11 protein-coding genes, 2 tRNA genes and 1 pseudogene are annotated in these 13,828 nt (G+C 52.3%); 5 read left to right on the top strand and 9 right to left on the bottom strand.

Translation table 11 applies throughout. From position 1 onward, the window contains the following. Positions 1-3: 3 nt before the first annotated feature. Together ACOOFE_RS18155 and ACOOFE_RS18150 are read right to left on the bottom strand one after the other, a co-directional pair. The gene (locus ACOOFE_RS18155) at positions 4-531 is read right to left on the bottom strand and encodes a TRAP transporter small permease (protein WP_420411357.1); all 528 of its coding nucleotides are present in this window, start codon (positions 529-531) and stop codon (positions 4-6) included. A gap of 61 nt (positions 532-592) precedes the next feature. Next, positions 593-1,573 (bottom strand): sialic acid TRAP transporter substrate-binding protein SiaP, encoded by a 981-nt coding sequence (locus ACOOFE_RS18150; protein ID WP_420411356.1) that lies wholly within the window; start codon positions 1,571-1,573, stop codon positions 593-595. Positions 1,574-2,078: 505 nt separating this feature from the next. Between ACOOFE_RS18150 and ACOOFE_RS18145 the strand changes: the two genes are divergently transcribed. Both ACOOFE_RS18145 and ACOOFE_RS18140 read left to right on the top strand, forming a co-directional pair. Further along, the gene (locus tag ACOOFE_RS18145; RefSeq protein ID WP_420411355.1) at positions 2,079-2,849 is read left to right on the top strand and encodes an IclR family transcriptional regulator; all 771 of its coding nucleotides are present in this window, start codon (positions 2,079-2,081) and stop codon (positions 2,847-2,849) included. 3 nt (positions 2,850-2,852) lie between these two features. Beyond that, a complete protein-coding gene (locus ACOOFE_RS18140) occupies positions 2,853-3,032 on the top strand; it encodes a hypothetical protein (RefSeq protein WP_420411354.1) in 180 nt (59 codons plus the stop codon). A gap of 28 nt (positions 3,033-3,060) precedes the next feature. Here the strand turns inward: ACOOFE_RS18140 and ACOOFE_RS18135 are convergent. Then, a tRNA-Pro gene (locus tag ACOOFE_RS18135) sits at positions 3,061-3,137 on the bottom strand. A gap of 339 nt (positions 3,138-3,476) precedes the next feature. Here ACOOFE_RS18135 and ACOOFE_RS18130 point away from each other — a divergent pair. After that, positions 3,477-3,551, top strand: a tRNA-Gln gene (locus tag ACOOFE_RS18130). A 485-nt stretch (positions 3,552-4,036) separates the two neighbouring features. On the opposite strand, the pseudogene ACOOFE_RS18125 reads toward ACOOFE_RS18130, so the two are convergent. Both ACOOFE_RS18125 and ACOOFE_RS18120 read right to left on the bottom strand, forming a co-directional pair. Next, positions 4,037-4,177 (bottom strand): annotated as a pseudogene (locus tag ACOOFE_RS18125) (transposase); the annotation flags it as partial. Positions 4,178-4,342: 165 nt separating this feature from the next. After that, positions 4,343-5,437: a cyclic nucleotide-binding domain-containing protein gene (locus ACOOFE_RS18120; protein ID WP_420411353.1), complete on the bottom strand. Its 1,095-nt coding sequence runs from the start codon at positions 5,435-5,437 to the stop codon at positions 4,343-4,345. A gap of 278 nt (positions 5,438-5,715) precedes the next feature. On the opposite strand from ACOOFE_RS18120, the gene ACOOFE_RS18115 reads away from it, so the two are divergent. Then, a complete protein-coding gene (locus tag ACOOFE_RS18115) occupies positions 5,716-7,245 on the top strand; it encodes a B12-binding domain-containing radical SAM protein (protein WP_420411352.1) in 1,530 nt (509 codons plus the stop codon). Between the two features lie 9 nt (positions 7,246-7,254). On the opposite strand, the gene ACOOFE_RS18110 is transcribed toward ACOOFE_RS18115, so the two are convergent. Together ACOOFE_RS18110 and ACOOFE_RS18105 are read right to left on the bottom strand one after the other, a co-directional pair. After that, complete coding sequence (locus tag ACOOFE_RS18110) at positions 7,255-8,286, bottom strand: glycosyltransferase family 4 protein (RefSeq protein WP_420411351.1); 1,032 nt, start codon at positions 8,284-8,286, stop codon at positions 7,255-7,257. After that, the gene (locus tag ACOOFE_RS18105) at positions 8,283-9,044 is read right to left on the bottom strand and encodes a UDP-2,3-diacylglucosamine diphosphatase (protein WP_420411350.1); all 762 of its coding nucleotides are present in this window, start codon (positions 9,042-9,044) and stop codon (positions 8,283-8,285) included. The genes ACOOFE_RS18110 and ACOOFE_RS18105 overlap by 4 nt, the downstream gene beginning before the upstream one ends. Positions 9,045-9,471: 427 nt before the next feature. Here ACOOFE_RS18105 and ACOOFE_RS18100 point away from each other — a divergent pair, with 427 nt between their 5' ends. Continuing rightward, the gene (locus tag ACOOFE_RS18100) at positions 9,472-11,568 is read left to right on the top strand and encodes an adenylate/guanylate cyclase domain-containing protein (RefSeq protein WP_420411349.1); all 2,097 of its coding nucleotides are present in this window, start codon (positions 9,472-9,474) and stop codon (positions 11,566-11,568) included. Here the strand turns inward: ACOOFE_RS18100 and ACOOFE_RS18095 are convergent. Continuing rightward, a complete protein-coding gene (locus ACOOFE_RS18095) occupies positions 11,565-12,203 on the bottom strand; it encodes a hypothetical protein (RefSeq protein ID WP_420411348.1) in 639 nt (212 codons plus the stop codon). The two genes, ACOOFE_RS18100 and ACOOFE_RS18095, sit on opposite strands and share 4 nt — an antisense overlap. Before the next feature lie 4 nt (positions 12,204-12,207). Continuing rightward, positions 12,208-13,815, bottom strand: coding sequence for a transporter substrate-binding domain-containing protein (locus ACOOFE_RS18090; protein WP_420411347.1), 1,608 nt, complete (start codon positions 13,813-13,815; stop codon positions 12,208-12,210). Positions 13,816-13,828 lie beyond the last annotated feature (13 nt).

Below are 13,828 nucleotides of genomic sequence, written 5' to 3'. Positions count from 1 at the left end.
TTGTCAGCTCGCTTTTATCGCCAAAGTGCGGCGAGCCAATTGGGCCGCCATGACACAAAGGTTCACGAGGACAAGCCCCATGACGGTTGCGTAGAGGTAGTATTTGGGAAACGGTAGGGACACCATGTTTTGGAACGCTGTCCTTTGGATCAATTCCAAAGCGGACCAGGCCAAGACTGCAAACAAAACAATGGTTGCCGCAAGTGCGAATAGATGAACAAAGGTGATCGCACGGCCGTAGTATTTGTCCACGAATTCAAGCGCGATATTGGATCCCATGACCTGGCACCGGATCGCACCTGCAAAGCTCAGCAGAATCAGCAGATATCGGGCGGCTTCTTCTGTCCACGACACAGAGTCGTTCAATATGTAGCGCGTAAAAAATTGCAGAAACACCACTCCGAACAGCATTGCGAAGACAGCTATCAGGACATAGTCGGCGGCAAAGATCCGATAGGATTTGAAGTGGTCATCATCCTCAGAGGCCAGTGTTTCGAAATCGATATCAGGTGGCGCGTGTGTGTCGGTCATGGTTCCCCCCAAGCCCATCATAATTTCCAGGCCCGGCAGTTGGCCGGGCCTGAGTGTGCTCTTATTCTTCGATGGATTGGAGACGGGCGAAGACTTCGGCATCCCACGGAACATCGTTGCCGGACAGTAGCGGAGCCACAGCGTCCATGAACGGCTTACGGTCAACTTCGTTGACGGTGACCCCCTGTTCGCGGAACCAATCGACAAGTGCTGCTTCAGATTGAACGATTTCATCCGATGTTGCCGACGCAGCTTCAACCAGGGCTTCGAGGAAAAGCGGACCATCAGCGCCCATCTTGGATAGGGTGACCGGAGAGACAACGACCGCCAGTGAATTGGTGATGTGCCCGGTCAAATTGATGTTCGACTGAACTTCATAGAATTTCTTGAATTGAATTGTGGGCAGCGGATTTTCCTGAGCATCCACGACCCCTTGTTGGAGCGCCAAATAAACTTCGGCAAACGCCATTGGTGTTGGATTTGCCCCGGTCGCTTTCGGAAACATCTGATAAGCGGCGGCGTTTGGTGTCCGGATTTTCAAGCCGTCCATGTCGGACGGTTGAAGGATCGGCTTGTTGGATGTCACATGCCGGGCCCCGTAATAGGTCATTGCTGCTATCGTGTTGCCGGAGATGTCTTTGTAGGCTCCGGCCATCTCAGCAAAAAGGTCTGAGTTTACATAGGCTTTCCAATGGTCATAGGACCGCATTGTGAAGGGGTAGTCCGAAATCGAGATCGGGCCGTAGGACTGACCGAGGAACGCAACACCTGTGTAAATCGCGTCAACGGTTCCAAGCGACAAAGCTTCGTTGAGCGCGGTTTCCTTACCAAGTTGGGATGCTGGAAACACCTCCATTGTGTAGCGTCCGTCGGTCTTCGCCTTCAAAAGATCCGCGGCATTGACCATCGCCGCATGGTAGGGCGTGGACGCTTCATAAACGTGCCCGAAACGAAGCACTTCTTGTGCAGACACGGCAACAGTCGAAGCGGCAAGCGTCAATGTTGCGCCCGCTGCGAAGTTAAATAAGCCACCCAGTTTCATTCGTATTCCTCCTCTTACAACTGATTGGGGATTGCTGGCCGTTCGCGGGTTTCTGAAGAGCCCCGGTTAGCTGCCGCGTTCTGCGGCAAGACCAAACAATCTGAAGTCATCTCCCACTTTCTCAGGATTTTTTGTCGAAGATCCCGTTGATGATGTCCTGGCGCTCCCATTTGCCGGCCGGCTGCTTCCTTCAGGCGAAAGGCATATTCAGTCCCGCACCTGTAATTTCCTCCCACCAGGTGCTGAACGTGCAAAGCAGCGCGTTTTTGTGGCCTGCCAAGTAACACCGCCTGAACGGACCTCCTCAAAATCTCTGAAGTCCGATGCCATCGCTGTTGTTGCCTCCAAGGTCAGCGATTTTCCCGGTATCCCACGGCTGATCTTGCCTCTGAATTTGATGTTCATTCATATTTGATGAGATCATTTATTAGTGAATGATGAGGTTGTGTCAATCTGAAATTTCGGTCACTGTGTCGGCAATCGAAGGACAAGTGGGGAATCAGGCGTGGAGAAATCCGACAAGTACCGCGCGCCGGCGTTGGATAAGGGTCTGGATATATTGGAGCTTTTGGCGAATTCCGCCGGGGGGTTAAACCAGGCGGAAATCGCAAAGGCGCTGGATCGGACAACGAACGAAAATTACCGGATGCTCGACACTTTGGTGCGGCGTGGTTACGTGACCAGGACCCCGGAAGGGGACCGGTACATGTTGTCGCTGAAGCTTCTGGTCCTCGCCAACCAGCATCCACCGCGCCGGCGTGTTCTCGACATTGCCGAGCCGCTCATGCGCGCTCTTTGCCTCGAAGCAGAGCAATCCGCGCAGCTTGCGCAATGGCAAGATGGCGATATCGTAATTGTCTCGTCCTATTCTGCCCCCGGCAATTGGCGCCAGTCCCTGCGTACAGGTTCGATTATCGGTTTGTACAACACGGGGTCCGGCCGTGTTTTGGCTGCCTTTCAATCGCCTGATCAGCAATTGCAGATGATCAGAGGGCATCAGCTGGTGAAAGGTGAAGAGGCCTTGGAGGAAGCCGCGTTCATTGCCGATTTGGCTAAACTCCGGGCCAAAGGATGCGCCGTTGAAGCATCCGGAACGGTTCGCGGCACAACAAATATTTCGTTTCCGATCCTCGATCCCTCAGGAAGTGCAATCGCGGCCCTGACCTGCCCCTATATTGAACGGATCGACAACTATCCGGCGCCGGACCTTAAGGACGTTACGGAGATCATGCGCAAAGCGGCGGCCGAAATCGGCCGTCAAATCGCCGGAGCCTGAATCTTGAAACAAAGAAAAAACAACTCGGCCTGTTCCGGTCTAAAGGCGCATTTCCATGCGGGCATTGAATTCGGATCAACGCAGGGCATTCTTGGTTGTTTGCCGGAGTGCAAGTGGCAAATGGTCGATCTGCAGTTCTACCTGACGCCACAAGCTGTAACGCCACGCACAGGGAACCTTTAAGAGACAGAAGTTTACAAAGAGAAGAAAATGGTCGGAGTGAGAGGATTCGAACCTCCGACCCCCTCGTCCCGAACGAGGTGCGCTACCAGGCTGCGCTACACTCCGACAAAAGATTTGGATTTTCATTTAAATCCATCGGGAACAACGGGGCAAGGCCGCGCTGCGTGGACGGTCATTTAGCAAAGCTTCCCAAGCTGCGCAAGGATTTTGCAGAAGGTGATCAGACTTTTTTAAAACTGTGAATAGTTTCAGGTTTCTAAGGTCATTTTTTCGTTGTTCTACCGGTGCCGGCGATAAATGACGGCGTGTAAAAACCAAAGAAATCCGCGCATTTCTCGTTGCGCGACAGGGGGCTGGGGAAAACCCTCAAACAGGGGCAAAAGAAACCGGGGTCAGAGGCTTGCGTTCCAGGACCGGGATAGGTATACACCCTTTCCACGGCGTTGGGGTGTAGCCAAGCGGTAAGGCACCGGTTTTTGGTACCGGCATGCGCTGGTTCGAATCCAGCCACCCCAGCCAGTTTTTCAAAAAATTCAATATTTTGTCCTGATCGGTCTGCAATCGCCCGACTTCTCAAAGCCTTGTGCTGTCTCTGTTTTGCAGGTGAGGACAGTTCCCGCGTTTACTCTAGCGCTAAATCGCAAAAGTCTCAGTTTGCGTATTTTGCGCATGGAGTTTGGAAGTGGCTGGCTAGCCGATAGAACAAATAAGGGTACGCTGTTCTTCAAAGTCACCAGGCAGCGTTTGGCGCAAAAGCCAATCAGAGGTCAGGGCTACACGGCGGCGCGAAGTCTGCTGATGGTTGCTCGAACGCTCGGGACCTTCCAACTCTGCTTTTAGGCCAGAACCGAAGACCAGATGCCGTTTGGCATATCAATCAGATCCAAGATCTCAAGCTGTTTGGCCGAACAGGAATGTGAGGTCTTTGATGGATGGGGTGCGGATCCGTTGCAGCCAATGGATGAAAGCCGTTTCTTGCCGGCCACCATAAACTCGTTCGATCATGTATAACAAAGGCCTTGAGAAATCCGCTCGCGGCGGCACAGTTCGGCGATCAAATACTGCCCGCGCAAACCTTCCAGAACAATGCGGATCTTCTTCTCCGCAGAGAATTTGCGCCGCGTCCTCCGGCGATTATCTTTCACATGCTCTTGGGCCGTTTCCTGTGGCCCGGATTTCTATCTCATCTTTCCACCCTTGGCGGGTTTAGTTGTGCCAGAAATCCTACTTAAGCAATTTTTCCGATATGTCTCGTGGTTGCTGACGGGGACCACCGGCTAGAGAAGCTGCTGCGCGGGCAGTGAGACGAGTTAGATAGCGACCATCAAGGCCGCAAGAACGCCGAGCCAGTAGTGCAGAACGATAACGCCGGCCAGATTGTTCTGACGCAGATAAACATAGCCAAAAACAATGCTCGCAAAGAATGTGATGACCACTGCATCTACACCGAAAGTCAGATGCAGGGACGCAAAAATTGTACTCGTGAGCAGTACCGAACGATGACCTTTCGTGTCCGCCAGAAACTTCTGGAACAACCCCTGAAGCAAGCCGCGGGATCCGATTTCCTGCATAACGGTATGAATGAAGTATTGCGCCAGGAACAAAGCGTCCACTTTGACGCCACCAGTTTCAGGAGCCTTGGCAACTTTGAAGAAAAGATAATAGATCAACGCTGGAACGGAAAGCACTAGACAGAGGGCCAATGCTTCACCAACTGATCGGAACAGCCCCTCTCGTCGCAAACCCAACTGGCTTGGCGGGATTTTCATGGCTTTAATGATGATCAGGCATGGAACCGCAAACAGAAGCACCGTTTGCCAAGAAAAACCGGGATCGTAGACGTCTTTCACGTAGCGTTCGGCCACAAGATAAAAGAGGGTTGTTGAAATGGAATAGAGCGCGATTGTGAAGACCAGAAAGTAGCCGAACTGGTTCTGTAATGACTTGGTCGCCAGCTGTTCGCGAAGAGCAGACAACATGTCATCGCTCAAACTGCGGGCACGTTTCACAACGACACTTGCAAGTGCCGCTTTCAAGTCACCTGCAACGGCTGCCCCATCTGGAAGGGCTTTCAGCGTTTCCTCTGGAACTTTCACAAGTGTGCAGGGAATTTGGGCTATGACCGATGCCGCCCGAGGCTCTCCGTCTAAAAATGCCAATTCCCCAATACAATCGCCGACAGAAACCGTGCCCAAAGGTATGATTTCGCCTTCGGGGCCAACCCTGGTGACACGTGCCTGACCTTCAACAAGGAGGAACAAGTCAGATGTTTCCTCGCCTTCTCGGACAATCGCATGGTCTCCAGCAAAATAAACAATCTCGGACACCGAAACGATCCGCTGAAGTACGGCATCGCTTAAATGCGAAAATGCTTCGTGTTCTCTGAGATATTCGATTATTTCCATGGAGCAGCAATCGGTGGAAATTGTATAAAGTGCAGGATTTCATCTGATACACATCTAACGTTTAGACTTTCATAAAATACTACCCGCTCAAAAAGTGAATTTCCGAAATTGAAGTAAGTGACGCGGGACATAGCTTTTGAAGAATGCTGCTGGTCTCAGGGAAGAACGGAAGAGACAACAGTGCAGCGAACAGACGCTTGTTGAAACTTGAATAAACGCGTGGACAAGTTCCGAAGTCGTTGAATTTCTGAAGATTGACCAAGCTAATTGGAGGCGGAATGCCAACGGGTCGAAAACGACGCATTCTTATCGTGAACGCCTATTTTGATCCGTGGAGATCTTCATCGCCAACGCGCTTGTTCGTGCCTCGCGCAATGGCTCCATATTATTTGGCTGGTTACTTCGACCAGACTCATTGTGAGGTCAAGGTCTGGGACGAGATGTACCATGGAGCGCTTTTGCAACGTTCTGTGTTCGAATGGCCGGATGTGGCCGTTTTCACCGGACTGACAGCTGCGTTTGACCGGACACGGCAACTGGCCGCCTATTGCCGGCATTTTAGCCCCAAGGTCGCAACCGTTATCGGCGGGCCGATTGCGCGCGCTTTACCGGCGATCTGCAATGACGTCTTCGACTACACCTGCCAAGGCGATGTGGAGGAGATTGGCGAGGTTATCGAAAGCATTTTTGATCCCGGGCATCGGGCACATCATGCCGCGCCAAGATTTGATCTGACGGCCCCTTCAATGGGCGTCGGGTATCTCGAGACGACGAAGAATTGCAATTTTGCCTGCTCGTTCTGTTCCCTGTCCGGTGAAGGACGGGCCTACACAGCGCACTCCAGGGCATCGATCGAGAGCCAGCTAGACGCCATGGGCAAAGCGTTCGCTGTCATGGTGCTGGACAACAATTTTTATGGCAACAACCGGTCCACATTTGAGGCCCGGGTCAAGTTAATCGGAGAACGTTGGCGCCAAGGTCAGTTTCGTGGTTGGGGCGCGCTTGTGACCGGAGATTTCTTCAAACGACCCGAGAATCTCAAGCTGATGGCGGAAAATGGCTGCAAGGGTATTTTCTCAGGTGTTGAAAATCTCGACCCTCAGGTGCTGAAGACCTTTAACAAAAAACAGAGTCTCGCCTCCGATCCGAAATCTCTAACAGAAGCTTGCGCACAATACGGCATCTCTTTTGACTACGGCATGATTGTCGACTTTGGACAACAGACCATCGCGGAAATCGAAGCTCAGATTTCAGAGATACTGGCGGACCAGACAATTCCCTTGCCCAGCCTTCTGTCGCTGACAATTCCAATTGTCGGCACACCTTATTTTGAAGAAGCTGCGCGCTCAGACCGCCTGATGCCAAATGTTCTTTTGAGCGACATGGATGGCCAAAAACTTGTCGAGTGGCCCAAAGAGCCATTGGAAACAGTGGTGCCGTACTTGCGAGACCTTCTGCAGTTTCGTGGACGCAAGTTTGCACTCACCCGCCATTCTCTGCGGCACGCTTGGCATTGGCGCAAGCAATATGAGTGGGAGCAATCTGTCCTGGCAGCAGTTCGTCCCCTCCATCGTTTCTACAGCAATTTGGGTATCGGCAATCCGCGCCAGATGTTCCAATCCTTCAAAGAACCAGCTTTGACCTATAATGCCACCACGGACAAACTGCGCAGCGCATATCGACCGCTTTTTCACATGCCTGCTCACTTTGCCAAGGACTTCGTCCCGCTCGCAATTACCGACAGCAAAGGCGCCTTAACAGATCAGTTTTTGGAAGCCAGGACTGGAGCCACATCCTTGGCGAGCTAGTGTAGAGCTCTAAGCAGAAGTTGTGCCGTGGGCTCGATTGGCAGCATCAATGTTTTCCAGGAACTTATCGGTGCAGTTAGACCAGCTTTGTTCGAGCGCCGCTGCGCGGCAGAGGTCACTCTGGATATTGAGCGCTTCAAGACACGCTGTGCGTAGGTCAGAGGAAAGAACCCCGGCACTGCTGTCACCAATGACATCAATAGGTCCCATGACCGGATAAGCGGCGACCGGAACACCGCATGCAAGGGCCTCCAAGAGCACCAATCCGAAGGTGTCTGTCTTGGAGGGAAATACAAACACGTCGGCACTGGAATAGTGCTGGGCGAGTTCGACACCCGTTTTAGACCCTGTGAAAAGGACGTCGGGATACGCCCTGCGAAGGCTGTCCAATTGTGGCCCTTCACCGACAACCACTTTGCTTCCCGGAAGATCCAGATCTAGAAATGCTTTAATGTTTTTTTCAACCGACACGCGTCCAACATTCATGAACACTGGACGGGGAAGGTCTGGTGGCAGTGCCGAGCCTTCATAGGGTTGGAATAAATCTGTATCTACGCCACGAGGCCAACGCATCAGATTTTGAAACTTCCAGTGTTTCAATGAGTTTTCAAGTTCCGGAGTTGCCACCATGCAGCTGGTTCCGGAATTGTGAAACCGTCGAAACCACATGTAAAAAGGTGCTTTTGGCAATGGCACCCTTGCCGAAACATATTCTGGAAACCGTGTGTGATAGCTGGTTGAAAAAGGGCGTCCTTCTTTCTTTGCCGCTGCAGCTGCCAATAACCCGAGTGGTCCTTCTGTTGCGATATGGATGTGCTCGCAATCATGCTCGCGAATGATCCTTCGGACCGTGCCTTTTGTGGTAAGAGCGAGCCGGATTTCCGGATAGGTCGGACAGGGCAACGTTCTGAAACTTTGCGGAGTTAAATACTCAACACGGATGCCACGCTTTATCAATTCATGCGCAGTGTACTCAATGGTACGTACGACGCCGTTGATTTGAGGGTGCCAAGCGTCTGTAACAAAGAGAATCGATTTCATGCAGCAACAATACGTTCTTTATCAAGGCCTGTAGAAGCGCCGAAATATCCCGTCTCATCCCAACGGACAATTTCAAGCGTACCATCATACAGCTCGCAAATTGCCGTGCAGCTCTCAACCCAATCTCCTGAATTGAGATAGTGGATGCCGTTCATTTCACGGTCAGCTGCATGATGGATATGCCCGCAAATCACTCCATGGAGACGCCGTTGCTTTATGTCTGTGGCAACCGCGGCTTCAAACTGGCCGATGATACTGACAAACTGCTTCACATGCTTTTTTGCGAAAGCTCCTAAGGACCAGTATTTCAATCCCAGAGATCTGCGAACAATGTTTAGCCAAGTATTAAGCGCCAAAGCTGTAGCATAGAAGCGGTCCCCCAGGAATGCGAGCCATTTTGCATTCTGGATGACAACGTCGTATTGATCTCCATGAATAACCAGATAGCTGCGGCCATCGGCCGTAACATATTGGGCATTATCGACGATCTCGATACAGCCAAATCGGTGTTTGTGAGACTGCCTTAAAAACTCATCATGGTTGCCCGGTAAATAGATAATTCTCGTGCCGTTTCGCCCGCGCTCCAGCAGAACATCGAAAACCGCCTGATGGCTGGCTGGCCAGTACTTCTTTCTCCGAAGTCGCCATCCATCAATGATGTCCCCAATCAGATATATCGTTTCCGCGTGGTGATACTGCAGGAAATCAAGAAGCAATTCAGCCTGGCATCCTCGTGTTCCCAAGTGAATATCGGACAAAAACAAGGTCCGTAATTCCCTAGTCTGAATGCCGCTGGGTGTTGTTTTCTGGCGAATAGTTTCAACTCCCGAAACGGTTTAAACAAAGTATTTTCCGGATTTTCACTGCATACAATCCAATCTCAAATTAATGAACATGCCATTATCGCTCAAAACTGAGATTTACTACTCCAAGGCACATTCGGCGAACGGCTAACTACTAGTAGCCGGTCAGAATTCTCGAACAAACATCCAGTGTCCATAAAATTCGCACGGCAAGAGTTTGGGTCGACGACTGATAGGCGCAATGACTTGTCAGTTACCACATTGAAAATGCTTGATCCGTTGCCATGATCAGGCCATCTTGCCGTCGAACGCCAGTATACTTTGAGAATGCAGTCTGCAATCAGCCGTCTGGGTTGGATTTAGATGGAAACGGCAAGAACGAATGCGAAGTCTAAGCCTGAAATCCGTAATCCTGACGTTGTTCCTGATTTTGACCGTTCCCGTTTTTGTAGGCGTCATCGCCTTCAACTATATTTCCAGTGAAACCATTGCACGCAGCGATTCTCTAAAAAGGATCGCGCAACACCAGTCGAACGCAGCTGCCAGTGTCGAGAACCTTTTCCGGGAAGTCTCGGCCAGTGTGGAAACCATGGCGAGCGCCGGACACATCCAACCGGATCTTTTCCAGGATCTAAGTTCGCTGGATTTTCTGGCTGCAGTGGCACGCGGAACTCCGGACGTTCTAAGCGCCTACGTTGGGCTTGAGTCTGACGGCACTTTCCTGCAGGCCAGACGGATGAAGGAAGGTCACGATGTCCATGGTAAGCCCTTGCCCACCGGTACAACGTTCGCACACCGCTGGATCCTTCCCAACTCAAATGGACCATCTGACGAAACCTACGAGTTCCTAAACGCCGACAACCAAGGCACAGGAACATCCCGTGCGACCAGCACCTATGACCCCCGCAAACGTCTCTGGTACAGGGTCACAAAGGCTGCTGATACACTTACCATCTCCGATCCCGACCTGTTTGCGACTTTGTCTTTGGTTGGTTTCACGATCGCCGCACCGATCTATTGGCAAGACGAGCTCTCAGGCATCGTAGCGATCGATCTGACGCTTGACGGACTGTCGAGTTATTTGGCCGAACGAAAGGTCAGTCCGAATTCAGTCGGTTTCATTCTCGACAGCCAGGGCAATATCATTGCAAATTCCAACGAGCGTACGGTCACCCAAAATGTCGGGGACACGCTCAGACTAACCCACGTAAGTGAATGGGCCGATCAGTTGATTGGCATCGTCTACAGTCAACGCAAGATCGAGGGAAATAGCGAGCAATCCTATTTTGTCCATCACGCCGGTCAAGAATATGTTGCCTCTCTCAAGCCGATTGAATCCGTCTCGGAAAAGGACTGGCAAATCTTCGTCATCGCGCCGATGGACGACTTTAACTCTGAAATAAAGCTCAATAACCGCCGAATGCTGTTTCTGGGCCTTGGGGCAACAGTTCTACAAATCCTGATCATCTGGCTGCTGGCTCAGAAACTGTCGACACCGCTAGAACGGCTGGCGAGTTATGTTGAGAGTATTCGTGACCTCCGCCACGAAACCGTGACTGATCTGCCCAAGACCCGCATCCGAGAAATCTCGATGTTGTCCCGTGCGGTTGAAACGCTGGATACTGCGATCCGATCCTTCGCATCGTTTGTTCCCGTCAGTCTAGTAAGAGACTTGCTCCAGTCAGAACAAAAACTGGAAATCGGCGGCAGCAGCCGCTTCTTGACGATATTCTTTTCAGATCTTGAAGGGTTTTCAGATCTTTCGGAGAAAATACCCTCCAAGGCGCTGGTCCAGAGGGTTTCGGACTACCTCAACATCGCGACGAAGTCTGTAAATCGTGAAGCAGGTACAATCGACAAGTTTATCGGAGACGGTGTCATGGCCTTCTGGGGGGCCCCGACCATCATGGAAGATCATGCGAGACGGGCTTGCATGGCTGCACTGCATATCCAAAAAGCCGTTAATGCCTTGAACGCCGAGGTTCTGGCAGAGGGTGAAAGCCCGCTTAAAGTTCGCGTCGGCATCCATAGCGATGCTGTGATTGTCGGTAACATAGGTTCGGCCGAACGGATGAGTTACACAGTGCTAGGCGATGGCGTGAACATAGCCTCGCGGCTGGAGGGCCTGAACAAAACTTATCGGACCGATATCTGCCTCAGCCACTCGGTTTACAAGGAAGCGGGAGACAGTCTTTGTGTCCGCCCGATTGGTGACGTCAAGGTCAAGGGGCGGCGCGCGAGCATCACAGTCTACGAGTTGCTTGGCGCGTTCGGCCAAGGGGCGGAGTATGAACCGACGGAGGATGTTCTAAAACTTGCCGAGATGAGCCGCACCGCTTTCGAACAGCGCGTTGCCGGAAACGAGAAACAGGCAATCGCCTCGTATCGCCAAATCCTCAGGGACTACCCGGACGACCCGGTCGCCAAAGCGGTTCTCGCTGAAATAGAACACTACAGGGTAGATGAAGAAGCGCTTTAGCCCGTCTGGGGAACGTCCGAAAAACGGGCTATTACAAACCGGTGCAGCATGCGGGATGAAGCGACGACGGTTTGCATAAGCCCAAAAAACATCAGCACTGTCAAAGCGTAGAGAACGAACCGCCATGCCGAGTCGCCGAGCAACTCGGCCTCGGACAGAACAACACTCATCGCCTCGTTAACCCCGATGGCCGCCCCGAAACAGGATGCAGATACCAGAACCTGAAAGGACCGCGCCATATTAGGGATGAGCAACATGGCCGCACGATGGGCGCCGCGGCGCCACTGCGACAAAGCTTCGCTGACCTGATCATAGGCATAGGACGTGATGTATGGCAGGCAGGCCAAAGCCACGAACATGATCTTGGGATCGGTGAAGTAGGCCTCAAGACCTGTATAGTGCGGCCGCAAAACGCCTGCGAGAAAAAACATTGCGATGAATACCGGCGTCGCCCGCAGGATCGAGATGGACCACTCAATCCCCCATTTCACGACCGGATTTCGGAAATTGCTCAAATAGGCCAAAAGCCCCCCGCTGAGGAGGCCGATGACCAGAGCGGAAATCGCAATCTGGAAGTTCACCAGCAAACCTTCGGCAATACGCAGAGGCAGATCGTTCGAGAAAGGTCCAATCATTTCATCAACCCTTCATTTCCAGCAGCTCTATGCGCGCCCGCAGGCTACGGCAAAGGCGAACCACCGCCATGACGATTAGAATATAGAAAATCAATAAAATCCAATACGTTGTAGATTGGTTTCGCGAAAAGGACGTGATGTCGTTCAACGCATTGGTAAGATCGGCCACCCCCACGAAACTGGCCGCCGATATGCCGCGTGTGGCATTGGTCAGGAAAGCCTCGATCTGAGATGCCGATTGGATCACCGCCTTTTGCCAGCGGTCAGCCCTTCCGGACGTTGGCCCAAGGGACCGCCAGGCATCGGCTATCGCCTGACCGGCAAAGGCCCCATTCATCAGGGCGATGGACAGGATCGCAACAGAAAGAGCCACAACTTGCGAATAGGAGAACAGGCTGTTCGCCATGGTTGCAACCAACACAAGAATGAGAATGGGCGGACTGCTTTGGAAAACCGCCAGCAGGACCGCCAAAGGCCATTTCAACACTTTCTTATCCGATGTCAGGCAGACCGCAAAAAGAAGACTCATGGCAAGTGTGACGATCAGTGCACCGGCGACAGCGATCAATGAAACTTGGATACCATTGATGAAAAGGTCCCAGGCAACTTCGCTGTAAAACACAGCAAGATACTCCTGAGCCCAGGCATAGGCCGATTCAACGAAGGCTTTGAAGGGGCTTGGTGTGATTTCAGCTTTGAGCGGCGCGGCATAGCATTTTGACGGCGTTTGCAGGCATTCGTCCCGTTGCCATAGGGTTTGCATGCGAACGAGAAACTCGGTCTCGATTAAATGCGGCTGGGCGAGATCCAGAAGCAGCCCGTCCGCGTGCATGCCGATTGAAAGTTGATCGAGCAGGACAGCCAGTCGATCGCTACCTTGAAGAGACACTGCCATGCCCCACGGGATCTCACCAAACCCGAGTTTGCGTTCGAACTCCGCTGCTGTCTCTGGATCAGCCATGGCATTGGCCAATACGCTATCGTCCTGCGCAATGAAGGTGCAGGTGCCTGACCGGAGATTTGAGACCAGGCGCGCAGGCGTATCGAACAGCATCACTCTGGCTACGCGCGGCACAAGTAGCGTGTTTGCATAGTTGCCGACTGTTGTGCAGACGGTTTTGTCCGACATATCGTCCCATGAGCCGACCTCAATCCGCTTGGGTCCAATAACGACCGTTTGGCTTGAATAATAATGCGGTCTGATGAAACGCGCGTTGGCATCGCGGGTCGAATTGTGCCCCATGGTTGCGATGACCAAATCGATCTGATTGTCAGACAATGCGGAAATTCTGGTCACCGGAGTGACGTCGACATATTCGACCTCAACGCCCATCAAGGCGCCGATCTGTTCTGCTACATCGATCTCGAAACCTTCGCGAATGCCTTGGCGGTTGGTAGCAAATCGGGAATACCCGCCACGAACACCAACGCGGATCACCCCAGTGCAGAGTATGTCATACAGACGGTCGCCGCGGTCAGCCTCAGTGCACAGAGGACGTGCTTTCGCCCTGGCCTGTTCCACTAGTTCAGCCGAACTTTGCGCCGTGACCGAGGAAGGCAGCGTTAAAAGCATCAAAGCAAGCAACAGCAATGACAGCAAGGATCTTGGCATCGGGTATCCTGGT

It is taken from the genome of Roseibium sp. (assembly GCF_965216085.1).
Classification (GTDB): Bacteria; Pseudomonadota; Alphaproteobacteria; order Rhizobiales; family Stappiaceae; genus Roseibium.
Note: the sequence above shows the minus strand (reverse complement) of the source record. Positions and strands in the feature narration are given on the sequence as shown.

Coding starts and splice junctions, on each gene's coding strand:
- ACOOFE_RS18155 (WP_420411357.1), bottom strand. CDS start 531: ATGACCGACACACACGCGCCACCTGATATCGATTTCGAAACACTGGCC.
- ACOOFE_RS18150 (WP_420411356.1), bottom strand. CDS start 1,573: ATGAAACTGGGTGGCTTATTTAACTTCGCAGCGGGCGCAACATTGACG.
- ACOOFE_RS18120 (WP_420411353.1), bottom strand. CDS start 5,437: ATGGAAATAATCGAATATCTCAGAGAACACGAAGCATTTTCGCATTTA.
- ACOOFE_RS18115 (WP_420411352.1), top strand. CDS start 5,716: ATGCCAACGGGTCGAAAACGACGCATTCTTATCGTGAACGCCTATTTT.
- ACOOFE_RS18110 (WP_420411351.1), bottom strand. CDS start 8,286: ATGAAATCGATTCTCTTTGTTACAGACGCTTGGCACCCTCAAATCAAC.
- ACOOFE_RS18100 (WP_420411349.1), top strand. CDS start 9,472: ATGCGAAGTCTAAGCCTGAAATCCGTAATCCTGACGTTGTTCCTGATT.
- ACOOFE_RS18095 (WP_420411348.1), bottom strand. CDS start 12,203: ATGATTGGACCTTTCTCGAACGATCTGCCTCTGCGTATTGCCGAAGGT.
- ACOOFE_RS18090 (WP_420411347.1), bottom strand. CDS start 13,815: ATGCCAAGATCCTTGCTGTCATTGCTGTTGCTTGCTTTGATGCTTTTA.